The sequence below is a fragment of the Isoptericola sp. NPDC056578 genome, from assembly GCF_042793275.1.
GTDB lineage: Bacteria > Actinomycetota > Actinomycetes > Actinomycetales > Cellulomonadaceae > Isoptericola.
This window is the reverse complement of the sequence record NZ_JBHTVC010000032.1, coordinates 12,812-37,167: the sequence shown is the minus strand read 5'-3', so window position 1 is coordinate 37,167 and position 24,356 is coordinate 12,812. Positions and strand designations below refer to the sequence as shown.

The following is a 24,356-nucleotide window of genomic DNA, read 5'->3' as shown; positions in this document are numbered from 1 at the left end:
CTCGTCAGCGCACCGTCTGTCCCCGCAGCGCGTGCGCGACGGCGGCCGCCCGCGACTCGACGCCGAGCTTGGCGTACACGTGCGCGAGGTGGGTCTTGACGGTCGCCTCGGAGATGAACAGCCGGCGGCCGAGCTCGCGGTTGCTCAGCCCCTGGGCGAGCAGCGTGAGCAGCTCCGCCTCCCGCGGGGTGAGCGCGCTGCCGGGGTTCTGCGCCTGCTGCATCAGCCGGGACGCGACGGGCGGGGAGAGCACGCTGCGCCCGACGACGGCGCCGCGCACGGCGGCGAAGATCTCGGCGGGCGGGGCGTCCTTGAGCACGTAGCCGATGGCGCCGGCGTCGACGACGCGCACCACGTCGGCGTCGGTGTCGTAGGCGCTGAACACGAGCACCGGGACGTCGGGGTGGGCGGCCCTGATGCGGCGGGTGGCGGCCACGCCGTCCTCCGCCGCGCCGAGCTCGAGGTCCATGACGACGAGCGCGGGCGCGAGCCGTGCCACGGCGTCGAGGGCCTCGTCGGCCGTGCCCGCCTCGCCCACGACGGTGAGGTCCGGCTGCGAGTCGAGCAGGGCGCGCAGCCCGGCGCGCACCACGTGGTGGTCGTCCACGAGCAGCACGGTGATCGGGTCGCTCATGCGTCCTCCTGGTCGTCCGGTCCGGTCGCCGGCGGCCCTCCCGCGACGGGCAGCTGCACCCCGACGACGGTCCCCTCGCCCGGCGCGCTCTCCACCGTGATCGTGCCACCGAGCTGCTCCACCCGCTGGCGCATGGCGCGCAGCCCGAACCCGCCGTCCGGCCCGGCGGCGCGGGAGCTCACCGCGGCGACGTCGAAGCCGCGACCGTCGTCGAACACGTCGAGCGCGACGGCGTCGGGCAGGTAGGTGAGGGTGAGCCCGAGTCGCGCGGGGCCGGCGTGCCGGTGCACGTTCGCGACCGCGCTCTGGGCGATCCGCGCGAGCGCGTGCGCGACCTCCGGCCCCACCGGCACGCGGTCACCGACCACCGTGAGCTCGGCGTCGGGGACGTGCCGCCGGGCCGCGGTCCGGACCGCCGCCTCCACGTCGGCGGGCGCGACCCCGCCGGTCGCCGGGGACGGGTCGACGAGGTCGTGCACGAGGTCGCGCGTCTGGCCGAGGCTGGCGCGCACGGCGACGGCGGCCTGCCGGGCGTCGTCGCGGGCGGCGTCGGGGTCGGCGTCCCAGCGCTGGTCGGCGGCCTCGAGGCGCAGCACCGCCGACGACAGCGACTGGGCCACGGTGTCGTGGATCTCCCGCGCCACGCGCTCGCGCTCGGCCAGGACGGCGACCTCGTGCTGGAGCCGCACGCGCTCGCCCGCCTGCCGCACAATCGCGTCGTAGGCGAGGCTGAGCAGCACCGCCACGACGAGCGGAGCCACGGCGGCCGCCCAGTCGCTGCGGCCGGACAGGTCGAAGAGCGCCACGCCCGTGACGACCGCGACCGCGCCGACGAGGACGTGCGCCGCGGGCACCGGCACGAGGCTGCGGCACACGAAGAACAAGGGGATCGCCGACCACGCGAAGCTCGGAGCGACCAGCACCAGCGCGGACCACGCCACGAGCAGCACGGCCAGCACGCCGTGGACGACGGCGCCCGGCCCGACCCCGCCGGACCGGCGGGCGAGCAGCACGAGGCCCGCGTACGCGACGGCGACCGCCAGCAGCAGCGCGACCACGAGCCACCACTGGCCGTCGAGGCCGTGGTTGGTGAGGTAGCGCGCCGCCGACGTCACGACGAGCGCGGCGAAGGCGAGGTGCACCCCGCGGGTGAGGGATCCGGGCACGGACGACCACGCTAGCCGCGCACGATGCGTCCGCACCTCATCCGTTCGGACGATCCCCCGCGCCCCGGACGCCCGATGCGGCGGCGCGACGCGGCCGACGAGCCTGGGCCGATGACCTCACCCCCGACCTCGCCCACGGCGCCGACGACGACACCGACGACGAGGCCGACATCGACGGCGTCAGGCCCGGCGCTCCTGGGTCGCGGCGCGGCTGGTGGCGAGGTGCTCGCGCGCCAGCCGGGCCGCGGTCTCGCCGTCGCCGTCCCGGACGGCGTCGAGGAGCTCGCGGTGCTCGTCGGCGATCGCCTGCAGGTCGAGGTGCTGTCCGAGCAGCCAGCGCACCCGGCTGGCGATCACGAGGTGCAGCTCGACGAGCACCGGGTTCCCGGCGGCCACGACGACGCGCTCGTGGAAGTCCGCCCCGGCGCGCCGGGCCGTGGGGCCGTCGCCCGCGCGGGCGGCGGCGTCCTCCCGCTGCCACGCCTCGGTCAGGCCGGCGAGCTGCTCCACCGACCGGCGCGTCGCCGCGAGCCGGAAGTGCAGCGGGTCCGTGGCCTCCCGCACCTCGTGCAGGTGGTCCACGTCGGCGTCGCTGAACTCGCGGACCACCGCCCACGTGCGCGGCCGCGGCGTGACCAGCCCCTCCGCGACGAGCGTGCGCAGCGCGTCCCGCACGGGGATGCGGCTCACGCCCAGCTCGGCGGCCAGGTCGCGCTCGACCAGCCGGCTGCCGGGCTCCCGGGACCCCTCCACGATCTGCTCGCGGACGACGCGCGCCACCCGCACGGACTCGGGCTCGAAGGGGGCCGAGAGCTCGGAGGACATGCGCACATCCTGCCAGCCAGCCGGAGGAGAATATGGCATACCATCTGATCGTGACCCCCGCCCGCCGCACGCGCCGCCCGGCCCGTGCCGCAGGGGCCCTCGCGGTCGCCACCACCCTGCTCGCCCTCGGCGCCTGCGCGGCTCCGCAGCCGCCCGCGGGCACGACGACACCGGGCCCGCCACAGAGCCCGCCACAGAGCCCGCCACAGAGCCCGAGCACGTCGGCCGCACCGACGCCGTCGGCCGAGGCCGCCCCAACCCAGCTGCTGCTGGCCACGCAGGCCGAGCGCGACACGCTCGCGGTGGTCGACCCGGCCGTCCGCCGGGGCAGCGCCGTCGTCGACGAGATCACCGTCGGCACCGCGCCGTGGGACGTCGCCGTGGACGAGGGCTCCCGCCGCGCCTTCGTCTCCACCGCCGAGGGGGTCGCGGTCGTGGACCTCGACACCCGCGAGCGCACGGACCTGTTCGCGTACGAGCACGCGACCACGCGCCTCGCCTACGGCGAGTACCGTCGCGGCGGCCTCGGGCTGGCGGTGTCCCCCGACGGCGAGCGCGTGCACGTCGCGGTGAGCACGGGGGACGCGGCGTTTCTCGAGACGCTCGACGCCGACACGGGCGAGGCCGTCTCCTCCGTGCCGGTGGGCCTGCGCCCGTTCGACGTCCTCGTGGGCGACGACGGCGACGAGGTGTACACGGTCGACCACGACGGGTTCACCGTCACGGTCGTCGACCCGGAGCGCGAGCGCGCCCGCGCGATCGAGGTGGCGCCGTTCGGCCGCGAGGGCGGCCTCGCGTCGTTCGAGAAGCCGCACTACGCCGTCCTCGACGACGACGGCGACCTGCTGCTGCCGTACCAGGGCCGGGCCCTGGCGCGCGTCGATCCCGGCACCGGCGACGTCACGACCACCGACCTGACCGCCGACTCCCACCAGCACGGCGTGGCCCGCGCCGACGACGGCACCCTCGTGATCGCCGGCAACGGCCCGTTCGGCAACGCCGGGTCGGGCCCGAGCATCGAGGTGGTCGGGCCGGACGGCGCCGACGTCGTGCTCCCGACCGACCGCCGGCACGAGACGGTCACCGTGTGGCGCGGACCCGACGGGGAGGCGTACGGCGTGCTCGCCGGCGGCTACACCCAGCAGGAGGCCTGGGACGGCGCGACCGTCGTCCCGCTCGCGGCGGCGCTCGACGGCGCCGACGAGAGCTACGAGATCACCATCCCCGGACGACCGCAGGCGGTCGTCCCCTTCGAGGAGGACCGCCCATGACCAGCAGCCCCGACGTCACCGTGATCCGCAACGTGCGCCCCTGGGGCGGCGACGCCGCCGACCTGCACGTGGCGGACGGCGCGATCACCGCCGTCGCGCCGCACGACGCGACCGCGGCGCCCGCCGAGGGCGCGATGGCCGGGGAGGTCGACGGTCGCGGCCTGCTGGCCCTGCCAGGGCTGGTCAACGCGCACGCGCACGTCGACAAGTCGTGGTGGGGCAAGCCGTGGGTGAGCTACGGCGGCGAGCCGGGCGTCCGCGCGCGCATCGCGCACGAGCGCGCGCACCGCGACGAGCTCGGCATCCCCGGCGTGGACGTCACGCTGGCGGTGCTGCGCGAGTCGGTCCGCACCGGCACGACGGCGGTGCGCACGCACGTGGACGTCGACCTCGGCGTGGGCCTGCGCGGCATCGAGGTGGTGCGCGAGGCGGTCGCGGCGCTCGGCGGCGCCGTGCACGCGGAGATCGTCGCCTTCCCGCAGGACGGCGTGCTGCGGCGCCCCGGGGTCCTGGAGCTGCTGGACCGGGCGGCGGCCGCGGGCGCCGAGCACGTCGGCGGCCTCGACCCCGCGTCGATCGACCGCGACCCGGTGGGGCAGCTCGACGGGCTGTTCGCGATCGCCGAGGAGCGCGGCGTCGGCGTCGACGTGCACCTGCACGACGGGGGCGAGCTCGGCGCGTTCCAGATCGAGCTGATGATCGACCGCACCCTGCGGGCCGGGCTGCAGGGCAGGGTCAACGTGGCGCACGGCTTCGCCGTCGGCCAGCTCGCCGGGTCGCGCCAGGCCGACCTGGTCGCGGCCATGGCCGAGGCCGGGATCACCATGACCACGGTGGCGCCGATCGGCGCCGCTCCCCTGCCGCTGCTGGCGCTGCGCGACGCCGGTGTCCCCGTCGGCCTGGGCACCGACGGCATCCGCGACCTGTGGTCCCCGTACGGCACGGGCGACCTGCTCGCGCTGACCACGCAGCTCGCCCGGCTGTCGGGCCTGCGGTACGACGAGGAGCTCGTCACCGCCGCCCGCGTCGCGTCCGCGGACGCCGCCCGGTTCGTGGGCCGCGAGGTCCACGACCTCGTGGCGGGCGCGCCGGCCGACGTGGTGCTCGTCGACGCCGAGAACGTGCCCGACGCCGTGGTGCGCGCGCCGGCCCGGGCGCTCGTCGTCGCGGGCGGCCGGGTGGTCGCCCGCGACGGCGAGGTGCTCGTCTGACCGGCTCGCGTCAGGCGGCCGCGGCCTGGCCGGTGAGGTCGTCGGCGGTCGCCACGACGACGCCGTACGCGTCGGCGACCGTCGCGAGCGCGGCCCGGTGGAGCTGTTCCGCGGGCACCGGCGCGACGGCGCTGGCGAGCGACCGGGTGGCGCAGGCCTCCGCGACCACGGTGGGCCGGTTGCCCCGCAGCGCCGCTCCCTGGGACGTGAACGCGACGCACATGTGCGTCATGAAGCCCACCACCACGACGTCGACATGGCCGGCCGCGTCCACCAGGTCGCCGAGCCCGGTGCCGCGGAACGAGTCCGGGGCGGTCTTCGTCACCACGGCCTCGCCCGGCGCGGGCGCGACCCGCGGGTGGATCTGGCCCAGGTCGGTGGCGAGGTCGTACGGCGAGCCGGCGCCGCCGTCGTGCTGCACGTGGATCACCGTGGCACCCGCCGCGCGGGCGCGGGCCAGCAGGTCCGCGGCGGCGTCGAGGGCCGGCGCCCAGCCGTCCAGCTCCATGACGCCGCGCGTGTAGGTGTTCTGGTAGTCGACCAGGATCACGGTCGCCTCGGCGAGGTCCGCAGGGGTCGGGTCGGCGCCGCTGAGCTCGCGCAGGGTGGTGCTGGTCATGGTGTCCTTCCGCAGGAGGTCGAGGGATCGGGCGCCGAGGTGGCGGCACGCTCCCCACGCTACGAACCGGCGTACGGTGTCGGCAATGTCATGCAACCCGCAGATTCGGACATCCCCATAATCGAACGGCTCGTCGTGGTCACCCTCTTCGACGGTGTCGACCTGCTCGACGTCACCGGACCGGCCGAGGTCTTCGCGCTACTGGCGCGCGAGCTCGACGGCCCGACCGGCTACGAGGTCGTGCTCGCCGCGGAGACCACCGACCCCGTGACCACGTCGGCGGGCGTCCGCGTGCTGCCCGACGCCACGTTCGACGACCTGGCCGGCCGGCGGGTCGACACCCTGGTCGTGCCGGGCGCGGTCCGGGTCGACGCCGAGCGGCACGTCCGCGCCGTCGTGGACCCCGCGCTCGTGCCGCGCGTGCAGGCGCTGGCCGACGGCGCCCGCCGGGTGGCGTCGGTCTGCGTGGGGGCGCACGTCCTCGCCGAGGCGGGCCTGCTGGAGGGCCGCCGGGTCACGACGCACTGGTCCACGGCGCGGCAGCTCGCCGCCGAGCACCCGGGCGTCCGGGTCGACGCCGACCCGATCTTCGTGCGCGACGGCGACGTGTGGACCGGCGCCGGGCTCACGGCGTGCCTCGACCTGACGCTGGCGCTGGTCGCCGACGACCACGGCCAGGAGCTCGCGCTGCGCGTGGCCCGGCAGCTCGTGATGTTCCTCAAGCGGCCGGGCGGGCAGAGCCAGTTCTCGGTCGCCACGGACCCCCGCGCGACCACCCGGCGCGTGGACGACCTGCGTCATCACGTCCTGCGGGACGTCGCCGCCCCGCTGACCGTCGCGGAGCTCGCCGAGCGGGCGCACGTCAGCGCGCGGCAGCTCACCCGGCTGTTCAAGACCGAGCTGGGCACCACGCCGGCGGCCTACGTCGAGTCGGTCCGCGTCGAGGCGGCGCGGCAGCGGCTCGAGACCACCGACGACACCCTGGAGCGCGTGGCGACCGCCTGCGGCTTCGGCACGACCGACACGCTGACCCGCGCGTTCCGGCGCCGGCTCGACACCACGCCCGCGCAGTACCGGGCCCGGTTCCGCCTCGCGGGCTGACGCCCCCGGCGGCCGCCGACAGCCGCGTCAGCGCCATCGCTCGAGCAGCCGGGCGACCGTCTCCCCCGCGCGGTCCAGCACTCGGTCCGTGCCCGACGAGGCCGCGGTGAGGAGGGCGGCGTCGACCAGGTGCGCCACGAGGTCGACGTCGCGCGGGTCCTCGCACGCCCCCTCGAACCCCGAGGCCTGCAGCACCGTACGGGCGGCGCCGAGCAAGCGGGGTCGCGAGCGCCGCATGATCGGCTGCAGCGCCGGGTCGCGCATCGCGGTCATCATCGGGTCGAGCCGGCGGGCCACGACGGTGTCGTCGACGTGGGGCGCGTACAGGACCTCGATCAGGAGCCGCGCCGCCGTCGCCGCGGACCGCCGCCGGTGCGGCAGCGCCTCGGCCGCGGCCTGAGCCGCGGCGCCGCGGACGTCCTCGGCGGCCTCCACCGCGGCCGCGACGAGCGCCGCGCTGGTCGGGAAGTAGTACGACGCCGAGCCCTGCGGCAGGCGGGCGGCCTCGGCGACGCGGCGGTGCGTGACGGCGTCGAACCCCTCGTCGATGAGCAGCGTCGCCGCGGCCTCGACCATCCGGCGCTGCTTGTCGGCGCCACGCCCCTGGACCATGCGGCGCCGCCGCGGCCGGTCGTCCTCCGTCACGCCGCCCATCGTAGGCGCGGCACGGTGACGGCGCCGGAATAACCTATACGCGCGTATGGTTTAGCCGATCGACAGACCGCCGCCGGGCGGCCCGGACCGAGGAGATGAACGAGCAGTGAACCTGATGGCCGCGGATGGCCTCGTGATCGACTGGGCGCAGATGCCCACCTACAACACCGTGATGTCCGTCGCCGTGGGCGCCGGCCTGATCCTGCTCGTGCGGCTCGGCCGTGACCTGCTGCGCGCGCCCGGGAAGGTCGTGGCCGAAGGCTGGTCGCTCGCGTTCGGCGTGCTCGGCCTGATCCTCACGGCCACCGGGCTGCACATGACGCTCACCTGGCCGCTGGCGGCCGGCGGCTTCCCCTTCGACAACATCATCTTCGGCGAGACCAGCCTCGCGTTCGGCGTGCTGCTGCTCGCCGCGGCCTTCTACCTGTGGACGCGCGGCAAGGAGGCGCTGGCCCGCGAGGACGCCACCGACCACCTGCGCGCCGTCGCCCGCCCGGTCTCCGTGTTCGTGCTCGGCATGGGCCTCGGCCTGGTCGCCATCGCGATCGCCGGCGTCACGTACCAGCTCTTCGCCGCCCCGCCCCAGGAGCCGATCTCGGGCGCCTTCGCCGCCTACCCGCTCGTCGAGGCGATCTTCATGTCCGGCCTCATCGCGCTCGTCGGACTCGGCGCGATCCTCTTCCCGCTCGCCCTGCGCGACGGCGCCGGTCGCGGCCTGCGCGTCGTCATCGGCTGGGCCTGGGGCCTCGCCGGGCTCGCGTTCCTGCTGTTCGGCGCGATGAACTTCTTCACCCACATCGGGCTGATCGTCAACACCATGGGCTGACGCCGTCGCAGCACGGCAGGGCCGGCACGGGCCGGGTCGCGGGAAGTCTCGCGGCCCGGCCTCTGTTGTGCCGGGCATGCGAGCCATCACCTACTCCCGCTTCGGCGGTGCCGACGTCCTCGAGCTCACCGACCAGCCCGACCCGCACCCCGGGGCGGACGTTGTCGTCGTGCGGGTGCGCGCCGCCTCCGTCAACCCCGTCGACTGGAAGGTCCGCCAGGGCTACCTGGACGGCCTGTTCGACACCCAGTTCCCCGTCGTCCCGGGCTGGGACGTGGCGGGCGTCGTCGAACAGGTGGGCCTCGACACCCCCGAGTACCAGGTGGGCGACGAGGTGTACGGGTACGTCCGCAAGGACTGGGTGCACGGCGGCACGTTCGCCGAGCTCGTCGCCGCGCCCGTGCGCACGCTGGCGCGCAAGCCCGCGTCGCTGACGTTCGAGGAGGCGGCGGCCGTGCCGCTCGCGGGGCTCTCGGCCTACCAGTCGGTCCTGCGGTCCGGCGTGCGGGAGGGCCAGACGGTGCTGGTGCACGCGGCGGCCGGCGGCGTCGGCGCCTTCGCCGTGCAGATCGCGCGCAGCCTCGGCGCACGCGTCATCGGCACCGCGAGCGAGGCCAACCACGACTTCCTGCGCGACCTGGGCGCCGAGCCCGTCACGTACGGCGACGGGCTCGCCGAGCGCGTCCGCGCCCTCGCCCCGGACGGCGTCGACGTCGCCCTCGACTACGTGGGCGGCGACGCCGTCGCGACCAGCGCCGCGGTGCTCGTCCCGGGCGGCACGATCACGTCCATCACGGACGCGACGGCGCGCACGGAGCACGGCGGGCACTACGTGTGGGTGCGCCCGTCCAGCGCCGACCTCGAGGCGCTCGGGGCGCTGATCGACGCCGGCAAGGTCGCGGTCGAGGTCGGTCAGGTCTTCGACCTCGCCGACGCCGCCGACGCCCACCGCGCCTCCGAGACCGGGCACGGTCGCGGCAAGATCGTGGTGCGCGTCTGACCGTGCGCCCGAGCGCGCGCCCGACCGTGGTGCAGGCCGGGGCCGCACGCGGCACGCTGGGCAGATGACGCCCTTCTCCCCCGCCGTGCACGCCGACCGCCGCCGCCGGGCCGCCGCCCAGGCCGCCGCCGCCGGCCTCGCCGGAGTGCTGGTGACGCCCGGCCCCGACCTGCGCTACTTCCTCGGGTACACGCCCGCCGCCGAGCTCGAGCGACTCACGCTGCTTGTGCTGCCCGTGGACGGGGACCCGGTCGCGGTGGTGCCGAAGCTCGAGGCCCACGACCTCGAGGTCGGCGCGGTCGGCGGCATCGAGGCCGTGGCCTGGGTGGACGGCGAGGACGAGCACGCGGTCGCCGCCCGGCTGCTGCGCCCGGACGGGCGGTACGCGATCAGCGACACGGCGTGGGCGCTGCACGTGCTGGGCCTGCAGCGCACCCTGCCCGCGTCGTCGTACGCAGCGGTCACGACCGTGCTGCCCATGCTGCGGGCCGCGAAGTCGCCCGAGGAGGTGGCCCGTCTCGCCGCGGCGGGCGCCGGGGCGGACGCCGTGTTCGCCGAGATCGTCACCCGCCGGTTCGCGGGGCGCGCCGAGCGCGAGGTGTCCGACGACCTGGACGCGCTGCTGCGCTCCCACGGGCACGAGCAGGTCGACTTCACCCTGGTGTGCGCGGGCGAGAACGGCGCCGACCCGCACCACGAGGCCGGCGACCGCGTGATCCGCGAGGGCGACATGGTGGTCATGGACTTCGGCGGGCTCGCCGACGGCTACGGCTCCGACACCACCCGCACCGTGCACGTCGGCGCGCTCACCGACCGCGAGCAGGAGGTGCACGACGTGGTGCGCGCCGCGCAGCAGGCGGGTGTCGACGCCGTCCGCCCCGGAGCGACGTGCCAGGACGTCGACCGCGCGTCTCGTGCCGTCATCGCCGACGCCGGGTTCGGCGAGTTCTTCGTCCACCGCACCGGCCACGGCATCGGCCTGACGACGCACGAGCCGCCGTACATGGTGGAGGGCGAGGAGACCCCGGTCGAGGCCGGGATGTGCTTCTCCGTCGAGCCGGGGATCTACCTGCCGGGCGAGTTCGGCGTGCGCATCGAGGACATCGTCGTCGCGTTCCCTGCCGGCGTCCCCGGCGTCGCCGACGCCCCGGACGCCGCCGTGCGGCTCAACACCTCGCCGCACGAGGTCGTCGTCGTCGAGTAGCGCACGAACGACCTTCCAGCGAGAGACCACCCGGTGGAAGGCAGGTCAGCTGGGCGACGCCTTGCCGTGCCGCCAGTAGCCGACGAAGTCGACCGCCGCCTTCGGCCACTGCCGCTCGTTCACCAGGTGCCGCCGCACGCCGGCCGCGAGCGCCTGCTCGCCGGCGACGAGCGCGTACCCGCTGCCCGCGGGGAGCTCGGCGCCGCGCACGACCTCGAGCGCGGCCCGGCCGGGCACCTCCCCGAGGACCGGGTCGTCGGCCGCGGCGCGGTCGCGCTCGACCCACCGCAGGTCGACGCCGGCCGGCACCCGGAAGTCCTGGCGGTCGTCGGCGGTGGGGACCTCGACGACGGCGACGCCGCGCGCGTCGTCGGGCAGCGCCTCGCAGATGCCGGCGACGGCGGGCAGGCCGCTCTCGTCGGCGACGAGCAGCCGCCAGTCGCACGCGGCCTGCCGGTGGTGGTAGGTGCCCTGGTCGAGGATTCCGACCCGGTCCCCGGGTCGCGCGGACAGCGCGAAACCCGCGCCCGGGCCGAGCGGCTCGTGCCCGCCCTCCGGCCCCGCGGGCGCCGCGCCGTCGTGGCCGTGCAGCACGAAGTCCACGTCGATCTCCCGCAGCTCGGGCCGCGCCGCGCGGATCGTGTAGTTGCGCACCAGCGGGCGGCGGGCGCGCGGCGTCGCCAGGTACTGCGCGTACCAGCCGAGGTTCGACGTGCGCGTCGGGAGCTTCAGCGTGTCCTGGCCCGGGCGCGGCAGGAACAGCCGGAACCACTGGTCGTCGCCCACGAGGGTGAGGCGATCGATGTCGTCGATGCCGAGCGTGACCCGTTGCAGGTGCGGGCCCAGGCGCTTCGTCGTCACGACCTCGGCGACGAGGACGTGCGGGTCGACCGGCTTCGACAGCGTTCGCGTGCTCACGTCGGTAAGGTTAGGCGAACCTCACCCGGATGACCAGGGTCCGGTCGGGTGTCGCGACGGGCCCCGTGCCCGAGACTGAGGGCGTGCACTCCCTCCTCCGGTCGCGAGCGCTCCCCGGCCTCACTGCCCTCGTCACGCTCCTCGCCCTCGGTGCCTGCTCGCCGTCGACGCCCGCGCCGACGGAGACGCCGAGCACGGTGACGACGCCGGGACCGACCGCGACCCCCGAGCAGCCCCTGCGGATCGAGGTGACGGCCGGCGACGTCACGCTGGAGGTGTCGGTGCCCGGCGCGGCGCTCGACGACCCTCCCGTGCACGTCACCCCCGACCCGAGGGCGGGCACGTCGACCGTGACCCTCGAGCGGTCCATGGTCGACGACGCCGACGACACCGACGATCCGGTGACGCTCGCGCTGGCCTCGGGCGGCGCGTTCGAGACCCGCGCCGACGGCAGCGTCGCGGTGCGCGCCGGCGGCACGACGGTCGGCGGGCTGTCCGCCCCCCGGGGCGCGCGCCTCGTCGCCGCGGACGACACGCACCTGGAGGTCCGGCCCCTCGCGGACGGCGCGTCGGGACCCGAGGACGACGACGTCACGACCACCCTCGGCACCACCGCCGTCGAGGGGACCGACTGGGGCGACCGCGAGGGCGGTCCGTCCCTCGCCGTCGTCCCGACGGACTGGGCGCGGGAGGCGGGGCAGGCGGGCACCGACCTCGTGTGGGCCGAGCTGGTGACGGCGGACCCCGACGTCGACACCGCGACGATGCACGACCAGCTCGAGTGCCACGCGATCGGCGCGCCCGACAAGGACTCGTGGAACCTGGAGCCGTGGCGGCCCGACGTCGGCCTGGTCGCGACGATGGCCGCGCGCTGCAACCCGACCTCCTGAACCCTCTTGACATATTCCGATATAGGCATAGGTTGGTCGTATGGCACGCGCGGCGACGACGACGGATGCGTTCAACGCGGTGGCCGAGCCCCGGCGCCGCGAGATCCTCGACGCCCTGGCGCAGCAGGAGCGCGGCGTCGGCGAGCTCGCCGAGCTGCTCCACGTCGCCCAGCCCGTGGTCTCCAAGCACCTCAGGGTGCTGCGCGAGGTCGGGCTGGTCGAGGTCCGCGACGACGGCCGTCGTCGCCTCTACCGCACGGACGCCCGGCCCCTGCAGGAGATCCACGCGTGGGTCGGCCGGTACGAGCGGCTGTGGGAGGAGCGGTTCGAGCTCATCGACGAGCTGCTCGACACCCTGGAGACCCCGCCGGGCGTCCACCCGGACCAGCCCCCGGAGCACCGAGGAGAACGATCATGACCAGCACCACCACCGGCACCGCCGTCCTGACGCTGCCGAACGACACCGACATCCAGGTCGTGCGCCGGTTCGCCGCCCCCGCGGCCGCCGTCTGGCGCGTGTTCACCGAGCCCGAGCTGATCGCCCGCTGGTGGGCCGGCAAGCGCGGCACCGTCACGAGCGTCGAGATCGACCCGCGCCCTGGCGGCACCTACCGCTACGTCATGCAGGCCGACGGCGGTTTCGAGGTCGCGTTCCACGGCGAGTTCACCGAGGTGGTGCCCCCGGAGCGCCTGGTGCACACGGAGGTCTTCGAGGGCATGCCCGACGGTGACGCCGCGGCGACCCTGAACACCTACACGTTCGCCGAGGAGGACGGCGTCACCACCCTCACGCTCGTCACCCGCGCGCCCAGCCGCGAGGTCCGCGACGCGATCGTCGAGTCGGGCATGGAGGGCGGGCTGCAGGAGGGCTTCGACCTCGTCGACGAGCTCGCCGCCGGCCTCGCGGCCTGATCGGCGCCGAGATCGAGGTGAGGGCACGAGGTCGAGGTCACGGACCTCGACCTCGTGCCCCTGGCCTCGACCTCGTGCCCCTGGCCTCGACCTCGGCGCTCGAGCGTCAGACGGCGGTGTAGCCGCCGTCGACCAGCCAGTACGCGCCGGTGACGAACGACGCGTCGTCGGACAGCAGGAAGCGCACGACGGTCGCGACCTCCGTGGGGTCGCCGAGGCGGCCCAGCACGTGCTTGCCCTCGAGGGCCTCGCGCGCCTCGGCCGGCAGGCTCGACTCGACCAGCGGCGTCTTGATGTAGCCCGGGCCCACGGCGTTGATGCGCAGCCCCTGCGCGCCGTACTCGGCGGCGGCGTTCTTCGTGATGCCCACGACGCCGTGCTTCGCGGCCGTGTAGGCGCCGTTGCCGATGGCGGCGACCGTGCCGTGGATCGACGCCATGTTGACGATCGCGCTCTGGCCGGCGCCCTGCTCGAGCATCGCGGGGATCTGCGCCCGCATGCCGTAGAGCACGCCGTTGAGGTTGATGTCGATGACGCGGTCCCAGTCGTCCAGGTCGGTCTCGCCCGCCGGCGCCTGCTTGCCGCCGATGCCGGCGTTGTTGACGGCGTAGTTCAGGCCCCCGAAGGTGGCCTTCGCGAACTCGACGGCCTTGGCCGAGTCCTCCTTGACCGCCGTGTTCTGCTCGAACGCGGCCGCCTCCCCGCCGGCGGCGGTGATCTCGTCGACCACGCGCTGCGCCGCGTCGAGGCGGATGTCCGTCACCACGACCTTCGCGCCGAGGCCCGCGAGCTCCTTGCTGATCGCCTCGCCGAGGCCCGACCCGCCGCCCGTCACGAGCGCGACCCTGCCCTCGAAGCTGCCGACTGCCGTCATGTCCGTCTCCTTCGCACCACGCCCCCGCGGGCGGGCGCACGGGTCACGCGCGGTGACGGCCCGGGGGACGAACGTCCGCCCCGGAGGCCCTCGTGAGGGTCGGGGCGCTGATCCTTCGACCGTAACCCCGCGCGCCGGGCGGACCGCGCCCCCGACGGGTCTGACACGTCACACCGCCACGTCAGGAACCCTGGGCCCCGGTGCCCCCGCGGAGCCCGGCCAGCACGGCCGCCTCCTCCCCCGCGGTCAGGCCGGTGACCGCAGCGGCCGGGGCTTCCCGCAGCCACGCGAGCGTGTCGCGCGCGGTCTCCTCCACCGGCCGCGGCGACAGGCCCGCGGCCCGCGCCGGCGCGGCGTCGTGCGCCGGCATGCCGTCGTACTCGGGCCGCGGCAGCCACAGCGGCAGCGACCGCTCCCCCGACCACGGCCGGACGTCGGCCGCCGCCAGGGCGGCGTCGTCCGCCCATGCCCAGCGCGGCGCGGCGCCGACCCCGCGCGCCACCGCGGCCAGCAGGTCGCCGACCGGGGTCACCGGCCCGACGGCGTCGAAGGTCCCGCGGGTGCGGCGCTCGGCCAGGTCGACGAGCCAGGCCGCGAGGTCGCGCACGTCGATCACCTGCACCGGGTCGACCGGGTCGCCCGGCGCCAGGACGTCGGCGCCGTCGTCGAGCACCCGGGCCAGGCGCGCCGGCCAGTACGCGAACCGACCGCTCGGGTCCCCCGGACCGACGATCAGGCCCGGACGCACCACCGCGGCGCTCGCCGCGCCCTCGCGGACGAGCTCCTCGCACGCCACCTTCATCGCCCCGTACGCCTCCGGGTCCTGCGCCCCGTCGACGTCGTCGACCAGCGGCTCGCGCAGCCGCCCGACGCCGGGCCCGCCCGGGTCGGCGTCGTCGGCGTACACGTTGACCGTCGAGACGAACACCCAGTGCGCGTCCGGCAGCGCGGCCACCGCGCGTCGCACGTGCGACGGGGTGCGCGACACGTCCACGACGGCGTCGAACCCCTCCACGGCCAGGGCGTCCGGGAACGGGTCGGCCCGGTCCAGCGCCACGTGCCGCACGCCACCCGGCACCGGTCCCGACGAGCCACGGTTCGCGGCCACCACCTCGTGCCCTCGCGCCACGGCGTCCGCCGCGACCGCCCTCGACAGGAACACCGACCCACCCAGCACCAGAAGCCTCATGAGCACCACCCTGACGCACCCGCACGCCCCGCGCCCTGCCTTCTGCCGCCGGCAGAAGGCGCCGCCGGGCTAGTGTCCGACGACATGACCCCAGCCCTTCCGGACGACCTTCCCCGCACCGCGCCCGTGACCGCCGCGTTCGAGGTGCTCGTCCGCTTCTCCCCCGCGGCGCTCGTGCACCATGCCGTACGGTCCACGCTGCTGGCGGTCGACCTCGGCCGGCAGCTGGCCCTCCCCGTCGACGACGAGGTGCTCGCCGTCGCGGGCCTCCTGCACGACGCCGGCCTCACGGCCGGGTTCGACGCGCACGCCGAGCCGTTCGAGGTCGCGGGCGGCAACGTGGCCTGGGCGGTCACCGCGGGCGCCGGCTGGAGCACGCAGCGCCGTGACCGCGCGGTGCGGGCGGTCGTCGACCACATGCTCGACGACGCCGACGTCCCGCCGGGCGAGCGCCCGGAGGGGTATCTCCTCGCCCGGTCCACCGGCGCCGACGTCAGCGGCCGCGGGCTCGAGCACTGGCCCACGGCCTTCCGCGCGGACCTCGAGGCCCGGTGGCCCCGGCTCGACTTCCGCGACACGTTCAGCGCCTGCCTCCGGGACCAGGCCGCGCGCAAGCCCGCGTCCGTCGTGGCCGCCTACGTCGCCGCGGGCGGAGCCGACCGGGTGCGCTGACGGCGCGGTCGCCGACGACGCTGCGACGCTCACCAGCGCTGCGCGACGTCCTCCGCCCAGCCGTCGAGGCCGTCGACGTCGAGGCGCACGCCGGCGTCGGTCGTGACCCAGCCCGACCAGGTGCCGAAGCACTGGTGGGTGGACGACGCCACGACCCCGAGCTGGGTGCGGCTCACGCGGTCGTGGGCGGGCACGAAGGCGAGGTCCAGCCGTTCGCCGCGCACCCGCCACGGCGCGGTGTACGCGCGGCGGTCGAACGTCCAGTCGAGCTCGTCGTGGAGCTTGTGCAGGCGGCCGTCGACGAGCACCCCGTTCTCCGTGGTCGCGCCGGCGCGCGTCCACGTCCCGCCGAGCTGCAGCGCCACCTCGTGCCCCGCGCCGTCGGCGTCCACGCCCCGGCCGAACCCCACGCCCCACTGCCAGGCGGCGCGGTAGGGCCAGCGGCCCCGCCCGTGGTCGAGCACGGCCCACGCCCCCGTTGCGACCGGGTGCTCGACGCCGTCGAGCCGGAGCCGGCCGGTGGCGGGCCGACCCACGTCCTTCACGGTGTACTGGAACCGCCGGTCCGACCAGGGCACCACGACCCCGAGCAGCTCCCGGCCCGCCGGCCGGGACACCGTCACGTCGAGGTCCACGCGCGGCGTCCGGGCACGCAGGCGCGTGCCGCCGGGCCCCTCGTCGACGGCGATCGCCACCGGGCGCGTGCGCGACCGGACGGGGCCGGCGCCGAGGCGGCCGGGCAGCGTCGCCGACCGGTTCAGCGGCGCGATCGCGACGGCGTCGACCTCCTCGCCGGTCGCCCGGTCCAGCACCCACACCTGGTGCAGCGCGGCGTAGTCCAGCGCGGACGTGGTGAGCGCGACGACGTGGTCCGCGGTGACGATCGCCCAATACTCCCACCGCTTGTTCCGGCCCAGCCCGCGCAGGCCGCGTCCGATGCCGGACGTGTCGTGCAGGGGCACGCGCGACCAGCCGACGGCGTCGGGGTCCAGGCGCCCGTCGGGGAGGCAGAGGGGCAGGTCGGCGACGATCTCGCGCTCGGTCACGGGGCGAGGCTAGCGCCGCCTGCTAACGTCCGGGCGTGCCCGACTCCCCCGCCGCCGCCGTCACCTTCCGCCTCGCGACCCGCGACGACCTGCCGCGTGTCGTCGAGCTCATCGCCGACGACGCCGTCGCCGCCTCCCGCACGGGCGTGTTCGGGCCCGCGCACGTAGCGGGCTTCGAGGCGGTCGAGGCCAGCCCGAACGACGAGCTCGTCGTCGCCGAGCTGGACGGCGCGGTGGTCGGCGTCATGCAGCTGACGTTCGTGCCCGGGCTCTCCCGCAACGGCGCCACGCGCCTGCTCGTCGAGGCGGTGCGCGTCGACGCCGCGCTGCGCGGCCAGGGGCTGGGCCGCGCGCTCATGGAGCACGCGCACGAGCGCGGCCGCGAGCGCGGCTGCGTGCTGGCCCAGCTCACGTCGGACAAGCAGCGGCCCGACGCGCACCGGTTCTACCGGTCGCTCGGCTACGCGCAGTCGCACGAGGGCTTCAAGCTCCCGCTGTGACGCCGGGGCCCGGCTCGCCCTCCGCGGCCTCCGGACGGCGCACATCGCGGATGCCGACCATGCTCACCAGCCCGCCGAGCACGAGCAGCCCCGCGGTGACCAGCAGGGCGCGGTGGAACGACGCGACGTCGAGCACCCCGCCGAGGATGACGCCGGCGAACGCGACGGTCAGCAGCCCGGCCACGCGCGAGACGGCGTTGTTCACCGCCGAGGCGATGCCGGCGTCGGCGGCCGGGGCGGCGCCCAGGATCGCGGCGGTCAGCGGCGCGACGGTGATGGACAGCCCCAGGCCGAACACCAGCAGCCCCGGCAGCACCTGCGTCACGTAGGTCGCGTCCGCGTCCATCGTGAGCAGCAGCAGGTAGCCGGCGCCCGCGACCACCGGCCCGATCGTCATGAACCACCGCGCCCCGTACCGGGCCGCCAGGGTGCCGAACCGCGTCGACAGCGCGAGCATCGCGAGGGTCGACGGCAGCTGCGCGACGCCGGCGGCGGTGGCCGACCAGCCCGCCACCTGCTGCAGGAACAGGCCGAGCACGAACCCGCCGAGCGAGAGCGCGCCGTAGACGGCGAAGGTCGCGACGTTGCCCCACGCGAAGTTGCGCGCGGCGAACAGGCGCGGCGGCATCATCGGGTCCCGCGCGCGCCGCTCGTAGACCACGAACGCGACCAGGAGCACCACCCCGACCGCGACGGCGGCCCACGTCCGCTCGATGAGCCCGTACACGCCCGCCGCGAGGCCGGTCGCGGCAAGCACGGCGCCCGGCACGTCGAGCCGGCGGCCGGTGGTCTGCCGCACCTCCGGCACCGGCCGCAGCAGCACGAGCGTGACGACGACGACCGGCAGGTTGATCCAGAACACCCACCGCCACGACAGCAGGTCCACCAGGCCGCCGCCGACGAACGGGCCGACGATCATCGCCGTGCCGGTCCACGCCGTCCACCGCCCGATGGCGCGGCCCTGCGCCTCGCCGTCGAACGTCGAGATGATGAGCGCCAGCGAGCTCGGCACCAGCAGCGCCCCGGCCACCCCCTGCAGCAGGCGGGCGCCCACGAGCACCGGGCCGGTCGGCGCGAGCGCGCACAGCACCGACGCCGCGGCGAACCCCACGAGTCCCGCGACGAGCACCCGGCGCCGCCCGTACAGGTCCGACAGCGACCCGGCGAGCAGGATGAGCGAGCCGAGGGTGACCAGGTAACCGTCCACCACCCACTGCTGCAGGCTGAGCCGCGCCTCGCCCGAGCCGCCGAGCTCGTCGCCGATGGCGGGCAGCGCCACGTTCACGACCGTGCCGTCGAGGAACGACACGAACGACGCCAGGATCGCGACCACCAGGACGCGGCTGCGCAGCCGGGCCTGCGCCGTGTCGGGCACGGACGGTGTGCTCACCGGATCACGGTACGGCGCAATGGCGGTGACGCGCCGGTCGTGGGGCGCTAGCGTCGCCGGCGTGACCCTCGAGTTCCGGCGCACCGCCATCACCGACGTCCCCGCATCGCGGCGCCTCGGCGCCGAGGCCTTCGGCGTCCCGTCCACGCCCGCACCCGATCCCGACCCGGCGGCCTGGCCGCTGCCGAACATCCGGCCCTGGGTCGCGACCGACGACGGCGAGGTGGTCGCGGGGCTGGGCGTCCGGTCGTTCACGTCCTGGTTCCACGGCGTCCGGCTGCCGACCGCGGGCTTCGCCGGTGTCACCGTCGCCGCCGAGCGCCGGGGCTCCGGCCTGCTCCGCCCGCTGATGGAGGCCGCGCTCGCGGAGGCCCGTGACCTGGGTGACGTCGTCTCGACGCTGTACCCGTCGTCGGCGGGCATCTACCGCGGGCTGGGCTACGAGGTGGTGGGCGCGTTCGCGGACGTGCGGATCCCGATGGCGGCCCTCGCGGCCGTGCCCCGGCCCGCCGAGGACGTGCGTGCCCGGCGGGCCACCGCTGCCGACGTCCCCGCCGTCCGGCGGGTGTACGAGGCGTGGGCCTCCGCGCAGAACGGCCCGCTCTCCCGTGCCGAGACCCCGTTCACGATGGAGGCCGACGACATGCTGGGCCCCGACGCCGACTACACGGGCGTCAGCCTCGCCGTGCGCGGCACGGGGGCGGCCGAGGAGGTGCTCGGCTTCGCGAGCTGGTCGCGCGGCCCGGGCTACGACCGCACCAACACCATCGAGGTCGACGACCTGGTCGCGCTCACCCCCGACGCGGCCCGCGTCCTGTGGCGGGTGCTCGCCTCGTTCGCGTCCGTCGCGGGCTGGGTGCAGGTCGGCACGTCGGGCGGCTGGTCGGGGGTCGACGTCTCGCGCCTGGTGCTGCCCGACCACGCGGCGACCTCGGCGCCTCGCCCGTACATGCTGCGCCTGCTCGACGTGCCCGGCGCACTCGGCGCCGCCCGGGTGGCGCCGGTGCCGGCCCGCGTGCCGTTCGCCGTCGTCGACCCGCGGACGCCGGACCTCGAGGGCGCGTGGACCCTCGAGGCCGCCGACGGCGCGGTGCGCGTCACGCCCGACGACGACGCCGCCCCGGGCGACCGCCTCACGTTCACGTCCGCCGGGCTGGCCGCGACGTGGGCGGGCGCGCAGTCGACGGTGAACGCCCGGCTCGCGGGCGGCGCGTCGGGGCCCGCCGCGCACGACGCCGTCTGGGACGCCCTGTGGGGCGGCCGCCAGGTGCACGTGCGCGACTACTTCTGAGGCCCGGCCCCGGATGCCCGGCCCCGCCCGCTCCCCCGCCGCCGTGACCCGCGCGCTGGCGCCCCGGCTCGCGCTGCTCCTGCTCGCGCTCGTCGTCGCGCGACTCGGGCGCCTGGCCGAGCACCGGCTGCCCGAGCCGGTCGGCGGCCCCCTCGGTGACGTCCTGGCGGCGGCCCTCGTCGCGGTCCTCGTCCTGGTCGTGCGCCCGCGGGCGCGGACGCTCACGGCCGGGCTGGTCGGGTTCGCGCTCTGCGCGGCGGTCGAGCTGCTGCGGCTGACGTCGCTGCCGCAGGCCCTCGCCGAGCGGTGGCCGCCCCTGGCACCGGTGCTCGGCACCGCCTTCTCCCCGGCGGGCCTGCTCTGGTGCGCGGCGGGCGCGGTCCTCGGCGCGGTCGCGGGCGTCGCCGTCGCGCGCGCCGTCTCCCGGGGCCGGCGCGCGGGGACGGAGTGACAGGGGTAGCCACCATACCTAGAGGTAGGTATGGTGGCGGCATGAGCACGCCGACCGATGCGCGCGACCGGCTCGTCGCCGCCGCGCAGGAGATGTTCGCCGCCCAGGGCGTGGGCGCCACCAGCCCTCGCCAGGTCCTGGCCGCCAGCGGGGTGGGGCAGGGCAGCCTCTACCACCACTTCCCCACGAAGCACGACCTCGCCGCGGCCGCCGTCGGCGCCACCGTCGAGGCCGCGCTCACCGCGGCGCGCCGCGACCTGGAGGGCACGACGCCGGCCCTGGACCGCGTCGTCGCGTACCTCGAGCGCCCCCGCGACGCGCTCGCGGGCTGCAAGGTCGGCCGCCTCACCAGCGACCAGGCCGTCATGGACGACGACGGACTGCGCGACGTCGTCACCGCCTACTTCGTCCGCCTGCTCGACGTCGTCGCCACGACCCTGCGCGAGACCGGACTGCCGGACGACACCGCCCGCGACCGTGCGCACGCCGCCGTCGCGATCGTGCAGGGCGGCTACGTGCTCGCCCGCGCCACCGGCGACCCCGACGCGATGCGAGCCGCCGTGCGCGGCTTCGTCTCGATCCTCACCCCGGAGAACACGAAGGAGACCGCGTGACCTTCCGCGAGCGCCTGCGCGCCCTGCCGACCTTCCCGCCCGGCCTGCCGCCGTTCGGCGTCGACCTGGACGACCTCACCACCGCCCCGGCCACGCCGCAGGAGCTGTTCGCGCAGTGGTTCGACGACGCGCTCGCCGCCGGCGTCGGCGCCCCGCACGCGGCGACCCTCTCGACGGCGGACGCCGCGGGCCGCGTGCACGCGCGCACCCTGGTGATCAAGGACGTCACCGCCGACGGCTGGTGGTTCGCGGGGCACGCGACGAGCCCCAAGGGCCGCGACCTGGGGGAGAACCCGCACGCGGCGCTCACCGTCTTCTGGCGCGACCTCGGCCGGCAGGTCCGCGTCAGCGGGCGCGCCTCCTCCGCCGGGCCCGACGCCGGAGCCTCGGACTTCCGCGCCCGCCCGGACGGCTCGCGCGCCGCCGGGCTCGTCGGCCACCAGAGCGAGGCGCTCGGCTCCCGGCAGGAGTACTGGGACGCCTTCGCGGGCCGCCTGGACGAGGCGCGCGAGCACCCCGACGCCGTCGCCCCGGCGTGGACCGCCTGGGTGCTCGCCCCCGTCACCGTCGAGTTCTGGGCGGCCAGCGACGACAAGGGCCAGTCCCGCCTCCGCTACCGCACCGACGCGCCGCCAGCCCGCACCGAGACCGCCTGGACCAAGGAGCTGTTGTGGCCGTGAGCCCCACCGACACCGACGCGCGCACCCCCGACCTCGCGCACGCCCTCGCCGACGCCGACGCCGCCCTCGCCGCCCTGATCGACGTCGTGCGCGGCCTGCCGGAGGGCGCGGGCGCCGACCCGTCCCCCCTCGACGGGTGGACCCGCGGGCACGTGCTGTCGCACGTGACGAACGTGGCCGCCGCCCTCGCACGCCAGGCGGAGTACGCCGCGCGCGGCGAGACGGTCGCCCCGTACGACGGGGGTCCGGCCGGGCGGAACGCCGACATCGAGGCGGGCGCCGGGCGCAGCGCCGCGGAGCACGCGGCCGCGCTGGAGGTGGCACGGGCCCGGCTCCTGGCGGCCTGGCCCGCGCCGGACGACGCACTGTGGGCCGCACCCGTGGCGTACCGGGACGGCGTCCTCGCGGACGCGCTGCTCGCCTGGTGGCGCGAGGCCCGCATCCACGCGGTCGACGCGACCGCCGGCTTCGGCGCGGCGGTGGGGTACGGCTCCTGGGACGACGCGTTCTGCGCGCACCTGCGCGACTTCCTCGCCGTGCGCCTGCCGGAGCCCGAGGGCGCCGACGGCGCGGGGCTGGAGCTCGCCGGCGACCCGCGCGACGTCGCCGCGTGGCTCGCCGGGCGCACCCCCTCAGGCCCCGTCTCAGCGCTCCGGGACGGCGCCGCCGTGCCGCTGCCCGACCTCGGCCCGTGGCCGTCGTCGGCGACCCCGAAGCCCTGACCTGCGGCGGCGCCCGCCACGGGTGTGACCCACGTCACTGCAGGTCAGAGGCTCGTGTGAGGTTGCTCTCATTCTTTGTGACAGTTTTCACGCGCGGCGTATGGTGACCCGGTGACTTCGAGTGCTACGACTGCTGGGGCCCCCACAGGGGCCGACGTCGACGTCGTCCTCATCGGCGGCGGAATCATGAGCGCCACGCTCGGCACGCTGCTCCAGCAGCTCGAGCCGTCGTGGTCCATCCGGATCTACGAGCGCCTGGACGACGTGGCGCAGGAGTCCTCCAACCCGTGGAACAACGCGGGCACGGGGCACGCCGCGCTCTGCGAGCTCAACTACACGCCCGAGCGCAAGGACGGCTCGATCGACATCACCAAGGCGGTGGCGATCAACGAGCAGTTCGAGATCTCGCGCGAGCTGTGGCAGCACCTGCTCGCCACGGGCCGCATCAAGGACGACTCGTTCCTCAGCAAGACCCCCCACATGACGTTCGTGCGCGGCGAGAAGAACGTGGACTACCTGCGCCGCCGCTACGAGACGCTGCACGTGCATCCCCTGTTCCGCGACCTCGAGTACAGCACCGACCGCGCCACCATCGGCCGCTGGGCGCCGCTGCTCACCACCGACCGCGACGCCGACGAGCCGATCGCCGCGACCCGCGCGACCTCGGGCACCGACGTCGACTTCGGCAACCTCACCCGCCAGCTCGTCGACGGGCTCGTCGCGAACGGCGCCGAGCTCAAGCTCCAGCACGAGGTGAAGAGCCTCAAGCGCACCAAGGACGGCCGCTGGCGCCTGCGCGTCAAGGACCGCTCGTGGAACGCGCGGAACCGCACCAGCACCGTCACCGCGAAGTTCGTCTTCGTCGGCGCCGGCGGCGGCGCGCTCCCCCTGCTCCAGTCGGCCGGCATCCCCGAGATCAAGGGCTTCGGCGGCTTCCCCATCTCCGGCGAGTTCCTGCGCACGGACGACCCGGAGCTCGTCGCGCAGCACCAGGCGAAGGTCTACGGCAAGGCCGACGTCGGCGCCCCGCCGATGTCCGTGCCCCACCTCGACACCCGCGTGGTCGACGGCAAGACGTACCTCATGTTCGGCCCCTACGCCGGCTTCAGCCCCAAGTACCTCAAGAAGGGCAAGTACCTGGGCCTGATCACGTCGCTGCGCGCCAACAACGTGACGTCGATGCTCGGCGCCGGCCTCAAGAACCTCGACCTCACGCAGTACCTCGTCGGCCAGCTCCTGGCCGCGCCCGAGACGAAGTTCCAGGCGCTCCAGCAGTTCATGCCGACCGCTCACCCCAAGGACTGGGAGAAGCTGACGGCGGGGCAGCGCGTGCAGGTCATCAAGCGCGACGCCGACGGCAAGGGCGTGCTCCAGTTCGGCACCGAGATCGTCACGGGCGCCGAGGGCTCCATCGCCGGCCTGCTGGGCGCCTCGCCGGGCGCCTCGACCGCGGCCTCCGCGATGGTCGACCTGCTCGAGCGGTGCTTCCCGTTCCGGTTCACCAAGTGGCGCCCCGAGCTCGCCTCGGTCATGCCCAGCCTGGACGGCGTGCCCGCCGACGCCAGCACGATCGACGCGACGCCGGTCCCCGACTCGCCGTCGTACCTGCACGCCGACGGCGTCCTGGACGCGGCGGTCTACGAGTCGCAGGCGGACTCCCGCCTCTGAGCGCCTGAGCGCTCCCCCTCCTCGGCGG

Annotated in this window: 26 protein-coding genes and 1 pseudogene; 17 read left to right on the top strand and 10 right to left on the bottom strand. The window is 75.8% G+C overall.

Annotated features, from left to right (window positions below; translation table 11 throughout):
- Positions 1-4: 4 nt before the first annotated feature.
- The 3 genes from ACFQ80_RS13720 to ACFQ80_RS13710 all read right to left on the bottom strand — a co-directional run bounded on the left by ACFQ80_RS13720 (position 5) and on the right by ACFQ80_RS13710 (position 2,625).
- Positions 5-634, bottom strand: a complete 630-nt coding sequence (locus tag ACFQ80_RS13720; protein ID WP_430550122.1) for a response regulator — start codon at positions 632-634, stop codon at positions 5-7.
- The gene (locus tag ACFQ80_RS13715) at positions 631-1,800 is read right to left on the bottom strand and encodes a sensor histidine kinase (RefSeq protein ID WP_430564037.1); all 1,170 of its coding nucleotides are present in this window, start codon (positions 1,798-1,800) and stop codon (positions 631-633) included. The genes ACFQ80_RS13720 and ACFQ80_RS13715 overlap by 4 nt, the downstream gene beginning before the upstream one ends.
- 180 nt (positions 1,801-1,980) lie before the next feature.
- Complete coding sequence (locus ACFQ80_RS13710) at positions 1,981-2,625, bottom strand: GntR family transcriptional regulator (RefSeq protein WP_430550124.1); 645 nt, start codon at positions 2,623-2,625, stop codon at positions 1,981-1,983.
- A 50-nt stretch (positions 2,626-2,675) separates the two neighbouring features.
- On the opposite strand from ACFQ80_RS13710, the gene ACFQ80_RS13705 reads away from it, so the two are divergent.
- Positions 2,676-3,896 (top strand): YncE family protein, encoded by a 1,221-nt coding sequence (locus tag ACFQ80_RS13705; RefSeq protein ID WP_430564036.1) that lies wholly within the window; start codon positions 2,676-2,678, stop codon positions 3,894-3,896.
- Positions 3,893-5,107, top strand: coding sequence for an amidohydrolase (locus tag ACFQ80_RS13700; RefSeq protein WP_430564035.1), 1,215 nt, complete (start codon positions 3,893-3,895; stop codon positions 5,105-5,107). Before ACFQ80_RS13705 ends, ACFQ80_RS13700 begins: the two co-directional genes overlap by 4 nt.
- A 10-nt stretch (positions 5,108-5,117) precedes the next feature.
- Here the strand turns inward: ACFQ80_RS13700 and ACFQ80_RS13695 are convergent, their stop codons facing one another.
- A complete protein-coding gene (locus ACFQ80_RS13695) occupies positions 5,118-5,726 on the bottom strand; it encodes an isochorismatase family protein (RefSeq protein ID WP_430564034.1) in 609 nt (202 codons plus the stop codon).
- Positions 5,727-5,816: 90 nt separating this feature from the next.
- Between ACFQ80_RS13695 and ACFQ80_RS13690 the strand changes: the two genes are divergently transcribed.
- Positions 5,817-6,827, top strand: a complete 1,011-nt coding sequence (locus ACFQ80_RS13690; RefSeq protein WP_430564033.1) for a GlxA family transcriptional regulator — start codon at positions 5,817-5,819, stop codon at positions 6,825-6,827.
- Positions 6,828-6,854: 27 nt separating this feature from the next.
- On the opposite strand, the gene ACFQ80_RS13685 is transcribed toward ACFQ80_RS13690, so the two are convergent.
- The gene (locus ACFQ80_RS13685; protein WP_430550129.1) at positions 6,855-7,472 is read right to left on the bottom strand and encodes a TetR/AcrR family transcriptional regulator; all 618 of its coding nucleotides are present in this window, start codon (positions 7,470-7,472) and stop codon (positions 6,855-6,857) included.
- A 124-nt stretch (positions 7,473-7,596) separates the two neighbouring features.
- Between ACFQ80_RS13685 and ACFQ80_RS13680 the strand changes: the two genes are divergently transcribed.
- The 3 genes from ACFQ80_RS13680 (at position 7,597) to ACFQ80_RS13670 (ending at position 10,511) form a co-directional block, all read left to right on the top strand.
- Positions 7,597-8,307 carry a DUF981 domain-containing protein gene (locus ACFQ80_RS13680; protein ID WP_430564032.1) on the top strand — a complete coding sequence of 237 codons (711 nt, stop codon included), beginning with the start codon at positions 7,597-7,599 and terminating at the stop codon, positions 8,305-8,307.
- 76 nt (positions 8,308-8,383) lie between these two features.
- Positions 8,384-9,307, top strand: coding sequence for an NADP-dependent oxidoreductase (locus ACFQ80_RS13675; protein ID WP_430550131.1), 924 nt, complete (start codon positions 8,384-8,386; stop codon positions 9,305-9,307).
- Between the two features lie 64 nt (positions 9,308-9,371).
- A complete protein-coding gene (locus ACFQ80_RS13670) occupies positions 9,372-10,511 on the top strand; it encodes a M24 family metallopeptidase (RefSeq protein ID WP_430550132.1) in 1,140 nt (379 codons plus the stop codon).
- A 45-nt stretch (positions 10,512-10,556) separates the two neighbouring features.
- Here ACFQ80_RS13670 and ACFQ80_RS13665 read toward each other — a convergent pair whose 3' ends face one another.
- On the bottom strand, positions 10,557-11,429 hold the full coding sequence (locus ACFQ80_RS13665) for a siderophore-interacting protein (protein WP_430564031.1): 873 nt from the start codon (positions 11,427-11,429) through the stop codon (positions 10,557-10,559).
- 83 nt (positions 11,430-11,512) lie between these two features.
- Here ACFQ80_RS13665 and ACFQ80_RS13660 point away from each other — a divergent pair, with 83 nt between their 5' ends.
- Genes ACFQ80_RS13660 through ACFQ80_RS13650 form a run of 3 tightly spaced genes read left to right on the top strand, consistent with a single transcriptional unit; the run spans position 11,513 to position 13,231 of the window.
- On the top strand, positions 11,513-12,319 hold the full coding sequence (locus ACFQ80_RS13660; protein ID WP_430564030.1) for a DUF2599 domain-containing protein: 807 nt from the start codon (positions 11,513-11,515) through the stop codon (positions 12,317-12,319).
- A gap of 40 nt (positions 12,320-12,359) precedes the next feature.
- A complete protein-coding gene (locus ACFQ80_RS13655) occupies positions 12,360-12,737 on the top strand; it encodes an ArsR/SmtB family transcription factor (protein ID WP_430550135.1) in 378 nt (125 codons plus the stop codon).
- On the top strand, positions 12,734-13,231 hold the full coding sequence (locus ACFQ80_RS13650) for an SRPBCC family protein (RefSeq protein WP_430564029.1): 498 nt from the start codon (positions 12,734-12,736) through the stop codon (positions 13,229-13,231). Before ACFQ80_RS13655 ends, ACFQ80_RS13650 begins: the two co-directional genes overlap by 4 nt.
- A gap of 106 nt (positions 13,232-13,337) precedes the next feature.
- On the opposite strand, the gene ACFQ80_RS13645 is transcribed toward ACFQ80_RS13650, so the two are convergent.
- Together ACFQ80_RS13645 and ACFQ80_RS13640 are read right to left on the bottom strand one after the other, a co-directional pair.
- Positions 13,338-14,105: an SDR family NAD(P)-dependent oxidoreductase gene (locus ACFQ80_RS13645; protein WP_430564028.1), complete on the bottom strand. Its 768-nt coding sequence runs from the start codon at positions 14,103-14,105 to the stop codon at positions 13,338-13,340.
- A 181-nt stretch (positions 14,106-14,286) separates the two neighbouring features.
- Positions 14,287-15,294, bottom strand: a complete 1,008-nt coding sequence (locus ACFQ80_RS13640; protein ID WP_430564027.1) for an NAD-dependent epimerase/dehydratase family protein — start codon at positions 15,292-15,294, stop codon at positions 14,287-14,289.
- 84 nt (positions 15,295-15,378) lie between these two features.
- Between ACFQ80_RS13640 and ACFQ80_RS13635 the strand changes: the two genes are divergently transcribed.
- Positions 15,379-15,966, top strand: a complete 588-nt coding sequence (locus ACFQ80_RS13635; protein WP_430564026.1) for an HD domain-containing protein — start codon at positions 15,379-15,381, stop codon at positions 15,964-15,966.
- 29 nt (positions 15,967-15,995) lie between these two features.
- Here the strand turns inward: ACFQ80_RS13635 and ACFQ80_RS13630 are convergent, their stop codons facing one another.
- The gene (locus ACFQ80_RS13630; protein WP_430564025.1) at positions 15,996-17,012 is read right to left on the bottom strand and encodes a DUF2804 domain-containing protein; all 1,017 of its coding nucleotides are present in this window, start codon (positions 17,010-17,012) and stop codon (positions 15,996-15,998) included.
- 35 nt (positions 17,013-17,047) lie between these two features.
- Here ACFQ80_RS13630 and ACFQ80_RS13625 point away from each other — a divergent pair, with 35 nt between their 5' ends.
- A complete protein-coding gene (locus ACFQ80_RS13625; protein WP_430564024.1) occupies positions 17,048-17,512 on the top strand; it encodes a GNAT family N-acetyltransferase in 465 nt (154 codons plus the stop codon).
- Here ACFQ80_RS13625 and ACFQ80_RS13620 read toward each other — a convergent pair.
- Positions 17,496-18,902: an MFS transporter gene (locus ACFQ80_RS13620; RefSeq protein WP_430564023.1), complete on the bottom strand. Its 1,407-nt coding sequence runs from the start codon at positions 18,900-18,902 to the stop codon at positions 17,496-17,498. The genes ACFQ80_RS13625 and ACFQ80_RS13620 overlap by 17 nt on opposite strands.
- A 61-nt stretch (positions 18,903-18,963) precedes the next feature.
- Here ACFQ80_RS13620 and eis point away from each other — a divergent pair, with 61 nt between their 5' ends.
- The 6 genes and pseudogenes from eis to mqo all read left to right on the top strand — a co-directional run.
- Positions 18,964-20,193, top strand: coding sequence for an enhanced intracellular survival protein Eis (gene eis / locus ACFQ80_RS13615; protein WP_430564022.1), 1,230 nt, complete (start codon positions 18,964-18,966; stop codon positions 20,191-20,193).
- A gap of 13 nt (positions 20,194-20,206) precedes the next feature.
- Positions 20,207-20,644 (top strand): DUF2809 domain-containing protein, encoded by a 438-nt coding sequence (locus tag ACFQ80_RS13610; protein WP_430564021.1) that lies wholly within the window; start codon positions 20,207-20,209, stop codon positions 20,642-20,644.
- A gap of 41 nt (positions 20,645-20,685) precedes the next feature.
- Positions 20,686-21,258: a TetR/AcrR family transcriptional regulator gene (locus ACFQ80_RS13605; RefSeq protein WP_430550145.1), complete on the top strand. Its 573-nt coding sequence runs from the start codon at positions 20,686-20,688 to the stop codon at positions 21,256-21,258.
- Complete coding sequence (locus tag ACFQ80_RS13600) at positions 21,255-21,938, top strand: pyridoxal 5'-phosphate synthase (protein ID WP_430550146.1); 684 nt, start codon at positions 21,255-21,257, stop codon at positions 21,936-21,938. The genes ACFQ80_RS13605 and ACFQ80_RS13600 overlap by 4 nt, the downstream gene beginning before the upstream one ends.
- The gene (locus ACFQ80_RS13595) at positions 21,935-22,660 is read left to right on the top strand and encodes a maleylpyruvate isomerase family mycothiol-dependent enzyme (protein WP_430564020.1); all 726 of its coding nucleotides are present in this window, start codon (positions 21,935-21,937) and stop codon (positions 22,658-22,660) included. Before ACFQ80_RS13600 ends, ACFQ80_RS13595 begins: the two co-directional genes overlap by 4 nt.
- Before the next feature lie 108 nt (positions 22,661-22,768).
- Positions 22,769-24,328 (top strand): annotated as a pseudogene (gene mqo, locus ACFQ80_RS13590) (malate dehydrogenase (quinone)); the annotation flags it as partial.
- Between the last annotated feature and the right edge of the window lie 28 nt (positions 24,329-24,356).